Here is a 17,383-nt window from a genome sequence, read left to right on the forward strand (position 1 = left end):
GAGCAACAGGTCCATGGTGGATCACACAATCGGCACTGCTGCCAATAGCGCCCGCCCAACCAAGGGCAATGTCTTGCAGAGGTTTTTCAAGGCCACCGAAATCGACACCCGGCTCATGGGCATGGTGCTGGCGCTGCTGATCATCTGGTTCGGCTTCAACATCCTCTCGGACGGGCTGTTTCTGACCTCGCGCAACCTGTGGAACCTGTCGGTGCAGGCCGCCTCCGTCTCCGTGATGGCGACGGGCATGGTACTTGTCATCGTCACCCGCAATATCGACCTGTCCGTCGGCTCCATTCTGGGCTTCGTCGGCATGATGATGGCGGTCACGCAGACGAAATTCCTGCCGCCGCTGCTCGGCTACGATCACCCCGCCATGTGGGTGCTGGCGCTGGCCTTCGGCATCGCGATCGGGGCAGCCATCGGCGCCTTCCAGGGCGTGATCATCGCCTTCATGAACGTGCCTTCGTTCATCGTCACGCTCGGCGGCCTGCTGGTCTGGCGCGGATGCGCATGGATGGTCACGAGCGGCGCCACCGTTGCGCCGATGGATACCCGCTTCCGTCTGATGGGCGGCGGGGCAGACGGCTCGATCGGCGCCACCGCCAGCTGGGTGGTCGGCATTATCGCCTGCGTCTTCATCGTGCTGTCGATCCTGCATTCGCGCAAGCAGCGCAAGCGTTTCGGCTTTCCGCTGAAGCCCGTCTGGGCCGAATATTTCATGGGCCTGCTCGGCTGCGGCGTGGTGCTTGGCGCCGTCAACGTGCTCAACAGTTATTACATGCCGGTCAATCTGGCCCGCAAATACGCCGAGGCCAATAACATTCCCTGGCCGGATGGCGGGCTCGACATATCCCTAGGCATTGCCGTGCCCGTGCTGATCGCGCTTGGCATTGCCGTTGTCATGACCTTCCTCACCAACCGCACCCGGTTCGGCCGCTATGTGTTTGCCATCGGTGGCAATCCGGAAGCAGCCGTCTTGGCGGGCATCAAGACCCGCTGGGTCACGGTCAGGATCTTTGCGCTGATGGGTGCGCTTTGCGCCATCGCCGCTGCGATTTCGACCGCCCGCCTCAACGCCGCCACCAATGCGCAGGGCACACTGGACGAGCTCTATACCATTGCAGCAGCCGTTATCGGCGGCACGTCGCTGGCCGGCGGGGCCGGCACCATTGCCGGTGCGGTGCTTGGCGCCATCGTCATGCAATCGCTCAATTCGGGCATGGTGCTGCTTGGCATGGATACGCCGCTGCAAAGCATCGTCATCGGCATCGTGCTGGTCATCGCGGTCTGGCTGGATACGGTTTACCGCGCCCGCACACGCTAAATCTATAGGGCACCTTGAGCGCAAAGGCGGGGTCCGCTTTTGCCGCCGGTACCGGAAAGGGAGTTATCTCTATGACTCAGACTGCAAGCCCCCTCACCGCCAGCCCGCTGGTGGAAATGAAGAACATTTCCATTTCCTTCGGCGGCATTCATGCGGTGGACGATGCCTCGGTCAATCTCAATGCCGGCGAAGTCGTCGCGCTGCTTGGCCATAACGGCGCCGGTAAATCGACGCTGATCAAGATCCTGTCCGGCGCCTACAAGCGCGATACCGGCGAGATCCTGATCAATGGCGAGCCGGCCGAGATCAACAATCCGCGCGATGCCAAGCGTTACGGTATCGAGACGATCTACCAGACGCTGGCCGTTGCCGACAATGTCGATGCCGCCGCCAACCTCTATCTCGGGCGCGAGCTGCGCACCCCCTGGGGCACGCTTGATGATGTGGCGATGGAGGCGAAGGCCCGCGAGGTGATGGGCCGGCTCAACCCGAATTTCCAGCGCTTCAAGGAGCCGGTCAAAGCGCTCTCCGGCGGCCAGCGGCAATCGGTGGCAATTGCCCGCGCCATCCTGTTCGACGCCCGCATCCTGATCATGGACGAACCGACGGCAGCGCTCGGCCCTCAGGAAACCGCGCAGGTCGGCGAGCTGATCTCGCAGCTGAAGCGCGAGGGCATCGGCATCTTCCTGATCAGCCACGACATCCACGACGTCTTCGACCTTGCCGACCGCGTGTTCGTGATGAAGAACGGCAAAGTCGTCGGCCATGCCCGCACCCAGGATGTCACCAAGGACGAAGTACTCGGCATGATCATCCTCGGCAAGGTCCCCCCGGGCGCCGTGCCGGGACCGGGGGCGATGCAGGTAGCGTGAGCGTGCCTTACGACGCCATGCCGGACGCAGCCGCTGCGATCAGCACCACGCCGAGAATGATGCGGTAGATCACGAAGGGCCAGGTGGAGAAGCGTTCGAGGAAGCGCATCAGGCCCCAGATGGCGATGAGCGAGGAAATGCCGCCGGCGACAAGGCCGACGGCGAGCAGCGCCCAGCCGTGACCGTCGAGCGCCAGCTTGTGCAGTTCCCAGACTTCCTTGAGGCCGGCGAGCAAAATGGCCGGCAGGCCGAGCAGGAAGGAAAAGCGCGCAGCTTCCTCGCGCTTGAAGCCGAGCGCCAGCGCCGCCGTCATCGTGGCGCCGGAGCGCGATACGCCGGGGATCAGCGCGCCGACCTGGGCAAGGCCGACCAAGAGGATATCGAGCGGGCGGATGCTTGGCAGGTCGCGCCGGTGTTTTGCCAGAAGCTCGGTTGCCGCCAGAAGCCCGCCCATGACGATACACGCAAGCCCGACCGCCCAGAGGCTGCGCAGCGGTGAGCCGCAGCTGTTGAGCGTATGCGACAGCGCCAGGCCTGCGACGATGATCGGCAGCGTGCCGATCAGGATCCACAGAACCAGCTGGAAATCAAAATTCTCGAAATCGCGCCGCCGCGCCGCCTGGATCGAACCGGCAGCGAGACCCCTGATGTCGCGCCAGAAATAGCTGATGACGCCCACCAGCGCGGCCATCTGCATGGCCGCGGAAAAGGCTGCACCCGGATCAGGCCAGCCGAGCAGCGCCGGCACCACCCGCATATGGGCAGACGACGAGACCGGAACCAGTTCCGTCACCCCCTGCACCACGCCCAGAAACGCCGTCTGGACAAAACTCAAATCGACAAACCCGGTTGCCGAGCCCACCACGCATGCATCCGCCATCATTCACCCTTCCGTCCAAGCCCAAACCGTCCTGGGAAACGCGCCCGCGTGCCCGCTGCCGACAGCACCGACCCGCCTCGATCAGCGGTGATGCCTTTTGCCGTGCCAACCTGACCATTGGCTTAAACCGATTCCGGTTCAAGGCCCACGCCTTCGGTCAGCGTCATGACGGGCTGCATGGACCATGTCCCCGCGCAGCATTTCCCTTAGCCGCACCCTCTTCGGCCGCACCCTGTTTGCGTTATGAAACCGTGATCATGGCGGAAGGAAGACCAAAGCAGCGTAACAGGCGTGTGACGCCCGCCCTTGCATCAAGGGGAGCCACCGGCGCGCTACAACTTGAAGTCGTTGCCATGGCCGCATCAAAAACCCACCTAATTTAGTGGGAAATACATATGCTCAATTAGCGATTCTTAAACCCGTTAGAACATATGTTGTGTGTTGATACAGTTGAGGCGCGTTTCCTTGTGTGCCTGCTCGTTTATTATTTGAACCGGAGTTCCAGATGCGCCTGTCCCTTGGTACCCTGCTGATCTCGCTGTTCAGCGCCATCCTGCTCGTTGTCATCGTTCAAGGCTATTTTGCCACCAATTCGATGAGGATGATTGCGGCCGGTAGCCGACAGATTATCGAGACGCGGGTTCCCTCCTTCATCTTGATGGGGCAGATCAACGCCAATTCCTCCGATATCCGCATTGCCCAGGCCGCCTATCTCGCGGCCAAGGAACCGGCGATGAAGGAGCAGTTCATCAAGGACATGAAAGACGCTCAAGCCAGCTTCGCTGAGCACCGTAAAACCTACGAGCCGTTGATCGTCGACAAGGAAGACCGTGAGCTTTACGACACATTTTCCAAGGACTGGGCGACCTATGAGGCGATTTGGAGCAAGGTAAAGGCCAGCGCCGATGCGGGACGCACGGACGAAGCCTTGGCGATGTTCCTCAGCGATGCGTTTTTGATCTACAACAAGGCGGGCGACGACATCCAGAAGGCGGTCGACGACCTCGCCGGCAATGTCAACGACGAGGGCAAGGCCAACATTGCCAATATCGACGAAGCGAGCTCGGTGCTGCTTGTGGCGCTTGGCGTGGCAATCGTCGTTGCCGCTGCCGCTGCCGTGATCAGCAATCGCCGCATCATCAAGCCGATCCGCACCATGACCGACAATATGCGTGATCTCGCTGGTGGCGATACGACATTCACCGTGCCCTATCAGGATCGCAAGGACGAGATCGGCGGCATGTCCGCAGCGCTTCAGGTGTTCAAGGACAGTGCCGTGCGCAGCCGGCAGCTGGAAGCCGAAGCCGCCGCCGCCCGCGAAAAGGCCGAAAGCGAAAAGGCACGGTTGCAGCAGGAGGCAGAAGCCGCCGCCGCCCTCAAGCTGCAGCAGGCCACGGCTGGTCTTGCCGCCGGCCTGAAGCGTCTGGCCGCCGGCGATCTCGGCTTTGAACTGACCGAGCCCTTTTCCCAAGAATTCGAGCCGCTGCGCCATGACCTAAATACCGCCGTGATGCAGCTTGGCGACACCATCGGCACCGTTGCACAATCGGCCGTGGCCATCGGCGCCGGCTCGCGCGAAGTCAGCCATAGCGCCGACGATCTTTCCAAGCGCACCGAACAGCAGGCGGCTTCGCTGGAAGAAACCGCAGCGGCACTGGACGAAATCACCGTCAACGTCAGCAATTCCGCCAAGCGCGTGCAGGAGGCCCGCAGCGTTGCCCGCGAGGCAAACGGCAGCGCCGTGCAATCTGGCAAGGTGGTGGCCGAAGCGATCGAGGCGATGCAGCGCATCGAGCAATCCTCAAACCAGATCTCCAACATCATCGGCGTGATCGACGAAATCGCCTTCCAGACCAACCTGCTGGCGCTGAACGCCGGCGTCGAGGCGGCGCGTGCGGGTGAAGCAGGACGCGGCTTTGCAGTCGTTGCGACAGAAGTGCGCGAACTTGCCCAGCGCTCGGCCAAGGCCGCCCGCGAGATCAAGGGCCTGATCACCAATTCCGCCGAAGAAGTCGGCAACGGCGTCACCCATGTGCGCGAAACCGGCAATGTGCTGAAGGATATCGAACAGCATATCATGACAATCAACGGCCTGATGGACGCCATTGCCACCTCAGCCCAGGAACAATCCGTCGGCCTCTCCGAAGTCAACACTGCCGTCAACCAGATGGACCAGGTGACCCAGCAAAATGCCGCCATGGTGGAAGAAACCAGCGCAGCCAGCGCCAACCTCGCCTCCGAAAGCGCGAGATTGCAGCAACTGGTGTCCGGGTTTACGCTGCGGGGTAACGGGGGAAGTGTCGCGCGTCGGGCGGCTTGATTGGACCGTCTCGACGGCTCCAGGCTTCCCTTAGAGCCAGTCCGACGTTGAGAAATAGCGGGATGGGCACAAATACGCCGCCCATCCCTCTCTATTCCTCACACCCCGTAGTCCATCTCCCTGAGATCATCGAGCAGGCTTGGTCCCTTGGGCACCCAGCCTAGCTTTTCCTGCGTCAGCGCGCTCGACGCTCTGAGGTCCATGGCGGCGAAGAGGCCGAACCAACCGAAATGAGTGGCGGCTTCGGCTTTTGAGAGCGAGACGGCGGGCAGTTTGAGGCCTGTCGCCACGGCTTCGGCAATCGCGCGGGCGCTGACCCCTTCTTCCGCAACTGCGTGATAGCGGCCGCCCGGTTCGGCGCGCTCCAGCGCCAGGACATAGACCTTCGCTACGTCGTCCACATGTCCGGCCGACCAGCGGTTTTCACCCTCTTCGACATAGGCGACAACGCCCTTTTCGCGGGCCGTCGCGATATACGGGGTAATCAGTCCCTGTTTGACGGTGTCATGCACCTGCGGCAGCCTGACGACGCCGAGATTGACGCCGGCCTGAAGCTGTTCTGCGCCTTCCAGTTCCGAGGCGATGCGAGGGTTGCGATGGTGGAGATTGAACACGTCCTCGCGCGCCGGGGCGCCCGCGCCGGGATCACCCATGCCGACGCCCGAGGTGATCAACAGCGGTCGGCTCGATCCCTTCAGCACGGCACCGAGGGCGGCGATTACCCTCCGGTCCTTCTCGCAATTGGCGGCAAAATTCGAAAAATCGTGGTCGAAGGCAGTGTGAATAACCGCATCGGCCTGTTCCGCCCCCTTTGCCAGGCCCTCGGGATCTTCGAGCATTGCCAGATGGGCGGATGCGCCGGCCAGGGCCAGCCGTCGTGCACCCGCATCGGAGCGGGTGAGGCCGATTACCTCATGACCGGCGGCCACGAGTTGGTCGAGAATTCGCGCGCCGATAAAACCGGTGGCGCCTGTTAGAAATACACGCATCTGAAACCTCCTTCATTGACGGAGGCGGTGATCTCATGAATAATTTTCCTGTTAAAGTAGTGGTGTTTTCCTAGTATAATGACCAACAGGATAGGATGAGCGGCATGGACAAGGCTCTAAGCACCTTCCTGCGCGACCGGCGGATGCGGCTCGACCCTGTGGCCTTCGGCTTTCCGGTCGAGCGGCGGCGCACGCCGGGCCTGCGCCGCGAAGAGGTGGCACAGCGCGCCAATATCAGCCCCACCTGGTATACCTGGCTGGAACAGGGGCGCGGCGGGCTACCCTCCGCCGATGTGCTCGATCGCATCGCCAAAGGGCTGATGCTGACCGAGTTCGAACGGGATCACCTGCATATCCTCGCCTTCGGCCACCCGCCGGAAAAGCGCTATCGGCCGCCGGACGGCATAACGCCGCGCCTGCAGCATGTGCTGGATGCCATACCGTTTAGCCCGGCGATGATCCGCACCGCGACCTGGGACGTCATCGCCTGGAACAATGCCGCGACCGTGATCCTCACCGATTACGGGAAGCTACCGCCACAAGAGCGAAACATCCTGCGGCTGATCTTCGCTAACGAGGGGGTGCGCGCCGCCCAGGACGACTGGCGCAACGTCGCGCGCTACGTGGTCGGTGCCTTCCGCGCCGACGCCGCCCGCGCCGGTGCCGGGGTGGAAATCAAGCAGCTTGTCGACGAGCTCTCCGCCAAAAGCCTTGAGTTCAAGACCATGTGGAACGACAACGAGATCACCAGCATGGGCGAAGGCGTGAAACGCCTGCACCACCCCCTGCTCGGCCCGATCAAGCTGGAATTCTCAAGCTTCGCCGTGGAAGGGCGCTCCGACCTCACCATGATGGTCTACAATCCGACCGATCCTGATGGAATGGAGCAGTTTCGGGCGCTGATTTCGGGCGGAGGGTGATGGGTCGTCTAAGGCGCTCCGGGCTTAATCCCTGCGTCGTCGGCAGGCTCTACCTTTCATCCAAATGGGAAGGGACACATGCTGATCATTTTTGGAGGCTTGCCGGGGGTCGGGAAAAGCACGGTAGCCAAGGCTTTGGCAACCCGGATCGGCGCTTGCTATCTCAGGGTCGACACCGTCGAACAGGCCATTCGTGACTCCGCGATTCTGGCCCACGGGCAATCGGTCGGGGCGGCCGGCTATCTGGCACTTTATCGGTTGGCGGCGGACAATCTGCGGCTGGGCAATACCGTTGTCGCAGACACCGTTAACTCCATTTCCATCACCCGCAATGCTTTTCGAGAGGTCGCAGCAGAAACGCAGCGGCGTTGCCTTGAAGTGGAGATCGTCTGTTCGGACAGCGAAACCCACCGCCGTCGTGCCGAAGCTCGCTTGTCCACATCAGAAGGAAAGCACTCGCCGACCTGGACGGAAATCCAGGGCCGGAGCTTCGAGCCCTGGCAAGCCGATCTGCGCCTGGACACGTCTGTGATGTCCATCGAAGATTGCGTGGCGGAGATAATCAAACGGATTTGATTGTCTTCAAGTCTTTGGAATCGACACCCTCATAACGGCGTCACCATGTGCACGAAACCGGCAACGTGCTGAAGGATATCGAACAGCATATCATGACCATCAACGGCTTGATGGACGCGATTGCCACGTCCGCCTAGGAACAATCCGTCGGCCTCTCTGAAGTCAACACTGCCGTCAACCAGATGGACCAGGTGACCCAGCAAAACGCCGCCATGGTCGAAGAAACCAGCGCCGCCAGCGCCAAATGCGAGGCTCCGCTTGGAGCCCAAAGTGGCCGCTCACGCCGTCGACCACTTCGCCATCGCATATTAAACTCCAGATTGCATCAGGGCATTGACTTTCAATGCTGCAGGCTGTTGAAGAATATGCCTGAGCGGGAGGAGTCGGCGGTGAAAAGCAATCTCTCTTACAGCCGAAACATTCTGGCGATGGAGGACAAGGAACTTGAGGTTTTTGTCCATCGCTGCGTAGCCCGTCAGATCAAGAAATATCCGGACCACCATATCTTCGGGAATGCAAATGACCTAGGCCGCGATGCCGTAGGGTTTCGCACGCTGAACCGGCATGACAGCGATTGGGATAACTACCAGTGCAAGATGCTCAGTCAGCGCGTCAATGACGCCATGATACATGAGGAAATCGCCAAGATCCTGTTCCACGCCTCCGAAGGAGCGTTCACACCGCCAGCGGCCTATTTCTTTGTCGCTCCGAAGGGCTTCAATCGGAAAGCTGAAAAACTACTCTTCAGCCCGAGCTCGTTCAAGCAGCAGATGATCGGCGAATGGGATGCACGGTGCGCCAAACGCATCAGAAGAGGTCCGCCGGTCGTCCTCACAGATAAGCTAAGGGCAGTCATCGAAGCCTATGAATTTCAGAACATCGCCGGCATTGATCTGCCGAAGATCCTCACAATGGACGATATCAACCTTGTTCTTGCCGACGCGTTTGGAGATGATCCGGGTGAGGCACCTTCCGGTGTCGTTCCGACTGATATTTCGGCCAACGAGACCTACGTGCAACAGCTCATAGGTATATATTCCGATAGCGAGGGCCAACCCTTCGCAAATGCGGCCGAAGTCCTTCGCCACGCAAGTCATGGCCCTGACCTGACCATGCAACGTCGGCGGTACTTCGAAGCGGATGCCTTCCGTCGCCACTTCCGCGACAACATTGATGTGCAGCACATTGAAAAGTTCACCGACGAGGTGCTCTACGGTGTGTTCGACGTGCACTCCCAGGCGACAGGCCTCGGACAGGTGCGGAATGTAATGAGTGCGGCGGGCTCGCTTCCGGTCTCAGGCATTTTCGGCAGGCACAATCGGGCCAGCATCCTAGTTAAGCAGGGTACGTGCCACCATCTCGCAAATGACGGGGTAATGCCGTGGAAACGCTGAGGCCCATCCCAACGCCGGTCTTCAACGGGTCGGTCGAGACCGGTCTTCGTTCGCTCGTCCTGCTAGAAGCGTTCTATCCGGAAAAGCTCGATCTCGAGACGCTCGCGCTACTCGACTATTTCGTTGTCCACACCGCCGATCTGGGCGGCCCCGACAGTCTTCACCCGGCACTGCCAGAGCGCGTCGGTGAGTATCGAGTTCGCCGCACACTGATACAGGAAGCTTTACGCATGCTCTTGCGGGTGAGCCTGATCGAGGTTGTTGAGGCTACTGACGGCATCAGCTTCGTGTCGGGCGATGATACACCAGCCTTTGTGAAGCTCCTAAACTCGGACTACAATCGAGACCTTGCGGACCGCGCGGGCTGGCTCGCTAGCCGCGTCCGTGAGGAAGGCGCAGCCGCCTTTACCTCAATGAGGCAACTGATCGACCGGTGGAGCCTCGAGTTCCAGTCTGAAGTGGGGCTGCCAAATGGCTGATCGATCGCCATTGATTCAGCTCGAGCACCTCACCTACACCGGGGCTGGCCTCGCGACAGCAGGAATAACTTTCAACGATGACCTGACGATCCTGTTAGGTGGCTCCAATACAGGCAAGACCTACACTGTTGCCACTCTGAACTTCATGTTCGGCGGGGAAACGCCTGAGACGCCACCCGAAGGAGATAAGTACGAGTCGGCCTTGCTGGGGATCTCGTTTGCAGACGGCACAAGTGTTACACTCAGACGTGCGTTGCGGGGCGGCGACATCGAAGTCTTCGACGGCCTCGCCCCGGATGGCATTCTCGAAGGCCGGGAGAGCCGAGTCCTCGATCCGATTCATGGCAAGGGTAGCAAGTCCAAGGCCGGTAGTTTGTCGGAGTTCCTGCTCGCTAAAGTGGGTCTGGGAACGATCAAGATCGCCTCAACCCAGGCAGGGAAGCTCGACACCTTCAGCTTCCGCTTCTTGATGCCTTACGTGCTGGTGACTGAGGAGCGAATGCTTAGCGGCAAGACGCCGACCGAGATCAATCCCAAGAGTAGCGATACGCTCAACAAGAATGCGTTCAGGTTCCTTCTGACTGGCCGGGACGATTCCACCATCGCCAAGGTTCCCGACAAGAAGGCGCTCGACGCGGGCAAGATGGGCAAGCTACAGCTGCTCGACGAGATGATCGCCGAGCTTGATCGCGAACTGGGAACTCGCAATGTACCCGAACTGGTCGCACAGCAAGATCGCCTGCAATCGCACCTCGAGACAATCGGCGAAGACTTGGCTGAAGCCCAGGAGCGGATTGATGAGCTTTCTTTGCTGCGACGTGACGCATTAAACGCCCAGGGCGAGGCAGAGGCCCACACCTCGCAGCTGAGAGCGATGCAGCAGCGGTTTCTCGACCTAAAGAGCACTTATGAAACGGATATACGCAGGCTTGAGGCGATCGAGGAGGGTGGCTTCCTGCTTCAACGATTTGAGGACCAGCCATGTCCGCTCTGCGGGGCATTGCCTGGTCACCAGCACAAGCCTCACCCGCTGGGGGATGTTGACCTCCAGCTCAAAACAGCACGGGCGGAGATCGCCAAAATCAGACGGGACATGAGTGACCTTGACGTCATCCTGGCGAGCTTGACAGCGGAAGCCGAAGAGCTCGAAAGCCGCGGCCGCTCACTCGGCGCCGAAGCCAGCGGGCACTTCGACGAGATTCAACACCTTAGGCCAAGAGAGGCGAACCTGCGCACAGGCTACACTGGCGACGTTACGCTTCTTGAGGAAATTGATCGTCTCATTGCTTTATCGGTTCGTCGCAGCGATCTAGATGAAAAGCGGAAGGCGATTGCGGCGGCTAAGCACGGCAAACAGAAGGCGGCCGGGCTCACGATTGGAATTGACGGGCAGACCGGACACAAGTTTTCCCAGACCGTGCAGAAGGTGCTGGACGCCTGGGGGTATCCAGGGCTGGAGGCGGTTACATGGAATGACAAGACCTATGACATCGACATCAATGGCAAGGCTCGCGGCCGCAACGGCAAGGGCGTCAAGGCGCTGCTACGTTCCGCGTTCGCGGTGGCCTACGCGATCTATTGCAAGAACGAGAGACTGCCTCACCCTGGGTTGTTGGTACTAGACTCGCCGCTATTGACGTACCGGGAAGAGTTGGACGACGATGAGCCGTTAACCGATGAAGAGCGAGCGATCGCTGCGACGTCGCTAGACGAGCGCTTTTACGAGCACCTAACTTCGGTTTCGAGGTTCTGCCAGATCTACGTCATCGAAAACAAGACGCCGCCCAAGGAACTCATACCCCGGACAATTGTGTTCTCCAAAGCCGGTAGACGAGGACTTTTCCAGGTGTCCGGTTCCTGACCCGTCGATGCCTCCACGCAGCGACTACAAGCGTATCGGATGGCGCTAACAGCAATCGACCCAAGCGAACGTCCTTCGGTTGGTCGGTAAAGTATCATCTTGCGGCGCGAAATTGTCATCTTCTTCGCTTGACAAATGTCCGCTCAAGCGCGGCTCACGTTGTCGTGGCTACAACGGTAATGCGGGCACGAAGCGGAAGTTATTCCCCCCCCTCACCGCTTCAAACTCCCCAAAATCCCCCGCACCAGCGCCCTTCCGATCTGATTGGCCACCTGGCTTGCCAGCGATCTAGCAGCACTCTTCATCGCGGCTTCGATCACCGTTTCGCGCTGGCGGTTGACGGTGGGGTGGCGATCACGGGGTTCTGACGTCTGGTTGCCGAAGCCGGGGAGTTTCCAGCGGCTGGCGGCGCTGTCCTTTTCGTCTTGGGCTAGAGGCTCGGAGGGCGTGCCGGCGGCTTTGGCGGCGCGCTCGGCTAGGATTTCGAAGGCAGAGTGGCGGTCGAGGGTTTTGTCGTAGCGGCCGGCCATCGGGCTTTGGGCGAGCATCTCGGCGCGTTCGTCTGTGGTGAGCGGGCCGATGCGGGCGGCGGGCGGGCGGATCAGGGTGCGTTCGACCATCGACGGCACGCCCTTGGCGCCTAGGGTGGAGATGAGTGCTTCGCCTGTTGCCAGCGTGGTGATCGCCTCTTCGCAGGAAAAGGCGGGATTGGGGCGGAAGGTTTCGGCGGCGGCTTTCACCGCCTTCTGGTCGCGCGGGGTAAAGGCGCGCAGCGCGTGCTGCACCCGGTTGCCGAGCTGGGCGAGGATGGTGTCGGGCACATCGAGCGGGTTCTGCGTCACGAAATAGACGCCGACGCCCTTGGAGCGGATCAGCCGCACCACCTGCTCCACCCGCTGCACCAGCACGGGCGGCGCATCGCGAAACAGCAGATGCGCCTCATCGAAGAAGAACACCAGTTTCGGCTGGGCGAGATCGCCGACCTCGGGCAGTTCCTCGAACAATTCCGACAGCAGCCAGAGCAGGAAGGTGGCGTAAAGCCTGGGGTTCATCATCAGTCGGTCGGCGGCGAGAACCGAAATCGTGCCGCGCCCATCCGGCGCCACCCGCATGATATCGTTGATCGACAAAGCCGGCTCGCCAAAAAACTGGTCGGCGCCCTGGCTTTCCAAGAGCAGCAGCGCCCGTTGCAGCGAACCGACGGAGGCGCGCGAGACCTGACCGAAGCGGCCGGAAAGTTCTGCGGCATTGTCGGCCATATAGGTCAGCAGCGCTTGCAGGTCTTTCAAGTCCAAGAGCGCCAGCCCGCCCTCGTCGGCGATCTTGAAGGCGATGGCCAGCACGCCTTCCTGCGCCTCCGTCGCCTCCAGCAGCCGGGCGAGCAGCAGCGGCCCCATTTCGGCAATCGTCGTGCGCACGCGGTGGCCTTTTTCGCCGTAGAGATCCCAGAACACCACCGGAAACTGCTCGAAGAGGTAGGGCGACAGACCGATCTCATCAGCGCGCTTCAGCAGGAAATCCTTGGCCTCGCCCGGCTTGCCGATGCCGGAGAGATCGCCCTTGATATCGGCGCAGAAGACAGGCACGCCGGCGCTGGCAAAGCCCTCGGCCAGCACCTGCAGGGTCACGGTCTTGCCGGTGCCGGTGGCGCCGGTGACCAGGCCGTGGCGATTGGCAAAGGCGAGGTCCAGATATTGCGGCCCCGTCGCCGCGTCGTCCTTGCCACGGCTCGCGCCGAGGAAAATCTTTCCGTCTTCCAGCATGTTACGCCCCCATCTGCGTCCGGGTCCCACTTTCCCTTACAGTCTGCCCCATAATCGCCGCTGACCAGCTGCAATTCCAGAAAAGACTGTTACAAACGCTAGTGGAATATGGAACATCGTCACCATATCGACAATGGTGCCTGACACATTGGCAATGGTCGATTCGAGGGCGCGCGCTTTGCCCACAAGGCGCGTGTTTTTCCGGCAGCCCCGGCTTGAGTTTCGGCTCCGGCTCGATTACGTTGACGTGAACGTCAAAAAATTCTGAGGAGCATCCCCATGAGCGAACTGGTCACCCGCATTTCCGACAATGTCGGCATTGCCCCCGATACGGCGGAAAAGGCGCTTGGCATGATGCTGGGCTTCCTGCAGCGCGAGGCCGATGACGGCGCCGTGGCAAAGATGATCGAAGCCATGCCCGGCGCGCCGGAACTGGTGGCCATGCACAATGGAGAAGGCAAGAGCGGCGGCCTGCTCGGCGGCCTGATGAGCGCCATCGGCGGCGGCGGCATCATGGGCCTTGGCCAGCAGCTGATGAGCCTCGGCCTCGGCATGGGCGAAATCTCGGCGCTTGCCAAGGAAACCATGGCCGTCGCCCGCGAACATGCCGGCGATGAAGTGGTCGACAAGGTGGTGGCTTCGGTTCCGGGGCTCGGCCAGTTCGTCTGATCGCATCCCCGATCCTTCAAAACCAGTTCGAAACCCAGGGCGCCGCGTTTCACGCAGGCGCCCTTTTCCCGCTGCCTGCCTATACAGAGACGGCAAGTATTGCGGAAATAACGACCTCCGCTTCCAAGATCACCTCAGATAAGATAAATCTAATATTGCCTCGCTAGTCTGGCGTCCGTGCTGGATTTATGAATTTTATTCAACATCACTCATGCTCGGCTTTCTTGCGCGTCGCGCTTATTCAATTTTTAAGGGGTTTATAAGACATTAGGGCTGTTCAAATTTAGGGGGGGTCCCAATGCGTTCGCTCATCACTCTGTCGATGATGCTTTCTATGGCGGCAACGCCAGCTTTCAGCAAAACCCTGGCATTCGCCGTGGCCAATGCGAGCGATACCTTTCAGTCGGGCCTCGTCAAGGCGGTCGAAGGCGCTGCCAAGCAGGGCGGCCAGACCTTGACTATTTCAGATGCAAAGGCCGACCCTGCCAAGCAGATGGAACAGATCAAGGCGATCATCGCTGCCAAACCCGACGCTGCCATCGTGGCGCTGATCGATAGCGACATGGGCGCCGAAGTCTCCAAAATGGCAACAGCGGCCAATGTGCCGATCGTCTACGTGAACAATACCCCAAGCAATATCGAAGAACTGCCGGCTAAGGAGGCCTTGGTCGCCTCTATGGAAACGGAAGCTGGCACGCTGCAGGGCAAGGAAGTCTGCCGGCTCCTGAACGGCAAAGGCAAGGCCGTGCTGCTGACCGGGCCACTCTATCATGACGCAGCGCGCACCCGCACCGCCGTGGTCGAAAAAATCTTCTCCGAAGCCCCCTGCAATGGCATCGCCGTTCTCGAACATCAATCGGCCGATTGGGAAACCGCTCTTGCCGACCAGCAGACAGAGGAATGGCTGAAGGCAGGCGTGACATTCGACGCTGTCATCGCCAACAACGACTCCATGGCGCTTGGCGCCATCGACGCACTGAAGCGGCATAATGTCGACATGAAGACGGTGGTGATTGCCGGGATCGACGCCACTGCCGACGGCAAGAAGGCCATGATGGCCGGCGATCTCGACGTAACCGTACTGCAGGATGCAGCCGGTCTCGGTAAGGCCAGCGTCGAGGCTGCCATCAAGATTGCATCCGGCGAAACAGTTCCGCCGCGCATCACCGTGCCCTTCAAGCTCGTGACGCCTGCCAATATCGATCAGTTCACCGCCAAGACCCAGTGATAAGGCCGGTGACGCAGGCGCGACGCTGAGCCGCGCATGCCCACATCCAAGTTCGCAAGCGCATCATTTATAACAGACAGGAGAGGCCAAGCGCCGCCCTGCCGCACCCACAATATCGTTTCGACCGGCATGACTTTCCGCCTGGTCCGATGGAGTTCGATCACATGCACGTCTGGAAGAGACAAGGTATACGCACACAAACCTCGATAGGCTTTCTCGCCTTGATTGCCTTGATGGGCCTGCTGGTGCTTGGCGCCGTCAGCGGCATTGGCCAGCTGTCGCAGGCGATCGGCGAGCAGAACCAGGGCGCCGAAAGTGCCCGCATTGTCGCATTGCTCAGCGACGATCTCTCCAGCATGCGGCTCAACGCCTCCAGCTATACCACGAACCATCGCCAAGACGAGGCCGATGCCGTGAAGAAGGCGATCGAGGCTTTCAACACCCATGCAGCCTCTTTCCAAGGTGCGCCGCAAGTCGCTGCCGGCTTGGACAAGGTGCGCGGAGACATGGGCGCCTATAGCGCTGCCTTCGACAAGATCGTGGCGCTCTGGCAGCGCAAGCTCAAGCTCGCCGACAAGGTGTTCGAATTCGGTCCCTATACCAATATCGCCATCGAAGACGTGCTGCGCTCGGCCTGGCGCCAAGGCGACGTCGAAACCTTGCACCAGGGTCAGCAGCTTGCCGCGACGATGTCTGAAAGCTTGCTCTATTCCGGCAAATATCTTGAAGGCGACAAGGCCGCTGACTACACCAAAGCGCAGGCGCTGCTCACCCAGGCTCTGGCTGAGCAGAAGCAACTGGCAGAAAGCCTGAAGGACAACAAGCTGCAGGCGAGCCGCGTTGCCGCCGCCGCCCGGCTGATGACCAATTACAGCGCCCGCCTAACTGACCTGCAGACCGTCGTGACTGAATCCCGTGGCCTGATTGACAACCAGCTTGGCACGCTTGGCCCGCAGATAGCCAAGCAGTTTGCTCAGTTGCAGCAGGATATCCGAGACCGCCAGGCCAGCCAGAGTAGTGCTGCAATCGCCACGGCCACCGGTACTCAGTCCTTCACTCTTGGTTTCAGCGTCGTGGTCATCGTGCTCGGCCTCGCGCTGGCCTACCTGATCGGCATGCTGATTTCGCGTGCTGTTACGCGCATGGCCAATGACATGAACGAATTGGCCCGCGGCAATAACGACCTGACTGTTACGGGCACGGAGTTCAACAACGAACTTGGCGCCATGGCCCGCTCCTTGCTGGTATTCCAGGAAACCGGACGTGGTAAAGTTGCCGCCGAGCTTGCAGCCGAACGCACGCGGCTTGCCGCGGAGCAGGAAAAGCTCGACCAGGACCGTCTGAAGGCCGAGGAAGCTCAGCGCATGGCCCATGCCTTCGAGCAGATCTCGGTCGGTCTCGATGCGCTGGCGCACGGCGACCTGACGGTGCGCATCGGCGCCGTCGACGGCCGCTATGCCGAGATCCGCGATCAGTTCAATACGTCTGTTGCCTCGCTTGAAGAAGCCATGGGCTCGGTCGTGACGACGGTCAGCACCATCCGCTCCGGCCTCGGCGAAATCTCCGCCGCCTCCAACGATCTGGCACGCCGTACCGAACAGCAGGCCGCATCGCTCGAAGAAACCATTGCGGCCCTTGGCGACGTCTCACGCGGTGTCAACGGCACCGCCGAAGGCGCTGGCCGTGCGCAGCACGCCGTCAACGCCGCCCGCGACAATGCCGCCAAGGGTGGTGATATCGTTGCCAAGGCCGTCGACGCCATGACCGCTATCCAGGGCTCGTCGGAAAAGATCGGCAATATCATCGGCGTCATCGATGAGATTGCTTTCCAGACCAACCTGCTGGCCTTGAACGCCGGTGTCGAAGCCGCGCGTGCCGGTGAAGCCGGCAAGGGTTTTGCTGTCGTCGCCCAGGAAGTGCGCGAGCTTGCCCAGCGCTCGGCCAATGCGGCGAAGGAGATCAAGTCCTTGATCTCGACATCAAGCGCCCAGGTGGAAACCGGCGTCGGCCTTGTCACGGCCTCTGGTACGTCGCTGAAGGAAATCGTCGAGCAGGTCGTAGCCATGAGCTCAACGATCACAGAGATCGCCAATGCCGCCCGCGAA

14 protein-coding genes and 1 pseudogene are annotated in these 17,383 nt (G+C 60.7%); 12 read left to right on the top strand and 3 right to left on the bottom strand.

Going from position 1 to position 17,383, the window contains the following annotated elements:
* Nucleotides 1–13 precede the first annotated feature (13 nt).
* Both BJF91_RS23885 and BJF91_RS23890 read left to right on the top strand, forming a co-directional pair.
* Complete coding sequence (locus BJF91_RS23885) at nt 14–1,327, top strand: sugar ABC transporter permease (RefSeq protein ID WP_075616979.1); 1,314 nt, start codon at nt 14–16, stop codon at nt 1,325–1,327.
* Nucleotides 1,328–1,398: 71 nt separating this feature from the next.
* A complete protein-coding gene (locus tag BJF91_RS23890; protein ID WP_075616980.1) occupies nt 1,399–2,199 on the top strand; it encodes an ATP-binding cassette domain-containing protein in 801 nt (266 codons plus the stop codon).
* Between the two features lie 7 nt (nt 2,200–2,206).
* On the opposite strand, the gene BJF91_RS23895 is transcribed toward BJF91_RS23890, so the two are convergent.
* Nucleotides 2,207–3,079 (bottom strand): undecaprenyl-diphosphate phosphatase, encoded by an 873-nt coding sequence (locus BJF91_RS23895; RefSeq protein WP_075617068.1) that lies wholly within the window; start codon nt 3,077–3,079, stop codon nt 2,207–2,209.
* 505 nt (nt 3,080–3,584) lie between these two features.
* Between BJF91_RS23895 and BJF91_RS23900 the strand changes: the two genes are divergently transcribed.
* A complete protein-coding gene (locus tag BJF91_RS23900) occupies nt 3,585–5,399 on the top strand; it encodes a HAMP domain-containing methyl-accepting chemotaxis protein (RefSeq protein ID WP_075616981.1) in 1,815 nt (604 codons plus the stop codon).
* A gap of 98 nt (nt 5,400–5,497) precedes the next feature.
* Here BJF91_RS23900 and BJF91_RS23905 read toward each other — a convergent pair whose 3' ends face one another.
* Nucleotides 5,498–6,388 (bottom strand): SDR family oxidoreductase, encoded by an 891-nt coding sequence (locus BJF91_RS23905; protein ID WP_075616982.1) that lies wholly within the window; start codon nt 6,386–6,388, stop codon nt 5,498–5,500.
* Nucleotides 6,389–6,483: 95 nt separating this feature from the next.
* Between BJF91_RS23905 and BJF91_RS23910 the strand changes: the two genes are divergently transcribed.
* The 6 genes and pseudogenes from BJF91_RS23910 to BJF91_RS23935 all read left to right on the top strand — a co-directional run bounded on the left by BJF91_RS23910 (nt 6,484) and on the right by BJF91_RS23935 (nt 11,618).
* Nucleotides 6,484–7,308 carry a helix-turn-helix transcriptional regulator gene (locus BJF91_RS23910; RefSeq protein ID WP_075616983.1) on the top strand — a complete coding sequence of 275 codons (825 nt, stop codon included), beginning with the start codon at nt 6,484–6,486 and terminating at the stop codon, nt 7,306–7,308.
* A 78-nt stretch (nt 7,309–7,386) separates the two neighbouring features.
* On the top strand, nt 7,387–7,884 hold the full coding sequence (locus BJF91_RS23915) for an AAA family ATPase (RefSeq protein ID WP_075616984.1): 498 nt from the start codon (nt 7,387–7,389) through the stop codon (nt 7,882–7,884).
* Between the two features lie 47 nt (nt 7,885–7,931).
* Nucleotides 7,932–8,147, top strand: a pseudogene (locus BJF91_RS25600) (methyl-accepting chemotaxis protein); the annotation flags it as partial.
* Nucleotides 8,148–8,795: 648 nt separating this feature from the next.
* A complete protein-coding gene (locus tag BJF91_RS25520; protein WP_324615730.1) occupies nt 8,796–9,278 on the top strand; it encodes an ABC-three component system protein in 483 nt (160 codons plus the stop codon).
* On the top strand, nt 9,266–9,757 hold the full coding sequence (locus BJF91_RS23930; protein WP_083943462.1) for an ABC-three component system middle component 2: 492 nt from the start codon (nt 9,266–9,268) through the stop codon (nt 9,755–9,757). The genes BJF91_RS25520 and BJF91_RS23930 overlap by 13 nt, the downstream gene beginning before the upstream one ends.
* Nucleotides 9,750–11,618, top strand: a complete 1,869-nt coding sequence (locus tag BJF91_RS23935) for a coiled-coil domain-containing protein (protein WP_075616987.1) — start codon at nt 9,750–9,752, stop codon at nt 11,616–11,618. The genes BJF91_RS23930 and BJF91_RS23935 overlap by 8 nt, the downstream gene beginning before the upstream one ends.
* A gap of 212 nt (nt 11,619–11,830) precedes the next feature.
* On the opposite strand, the gene BJF91_RS23940 is transcribed toward BJF91_RS23935, so the two are convergent.
* Nucleotides 11,831–13,381, bottom strand: coding sequence for a helicase HerA-like C-terminal domain-containing protein (locus BJF91_RS23940; RefSeq protein ID WP_075616988.1), 1,551 nt, complete (start codon nt 13,379–13,381; stop codon nt 11,831–11,833).
* 279 nt (nt 13,382–13,660) lie between these two features.
* On the opposite strand from BJF91_RS23940, the gene BJF91_RS23945 reads away from it, so the two are divergent.
* The 3 genes from BJF91_RS23945 to BJF91_RS23955 form a co-directional block, all read left to right on the top strand.
* Nucleotides 13,661–14,050: a hypothetical protein gene (locus tag BJF91_RS23945; protein WP_075616989.1), complete on the top strand. Its 390-nt coding sequence runs from the start codon at nt 13,661–13,663 to the stop codon at nt 14,048–14,050.
* A 298-nt stretch (nt 14,051–14,348) separates the two neighbouring features.
* Nucleotides 14,349–15,278 carry a substrate-binding domain-containing protein gene (locus BJF91_RS23950; RefSeq protein WP_075616990.1) on the top strand — a complete coding sequence of 310 codons (930 nt, stop codon included), beginning with the start codon at nt 14,349–14,351 and terminating at the stop codon, nt 15,276–15,278.
* A 164-nt stretch (nt 15,279–15,442) separates the two neighbouring features.
* On the top strand, nt 15,443–17,383 hold a 1,941-nt coding region (locus BJF91_RS23955), incomplete at its 3' end, for a methyl-accepting chemotaxis protein (protein WP_234801710.1).

Origin of the sequence: Gillisella taibaishanensis (genome assembly GCF_001938985.1) — a bacterium.
Lineage (GTDB): Bacteria > Pseudomonadota > Alphaproteobacteria > Rhizobiales > Rhizobiaceae > Allorhizobium > Allorhizobium taibaishanense.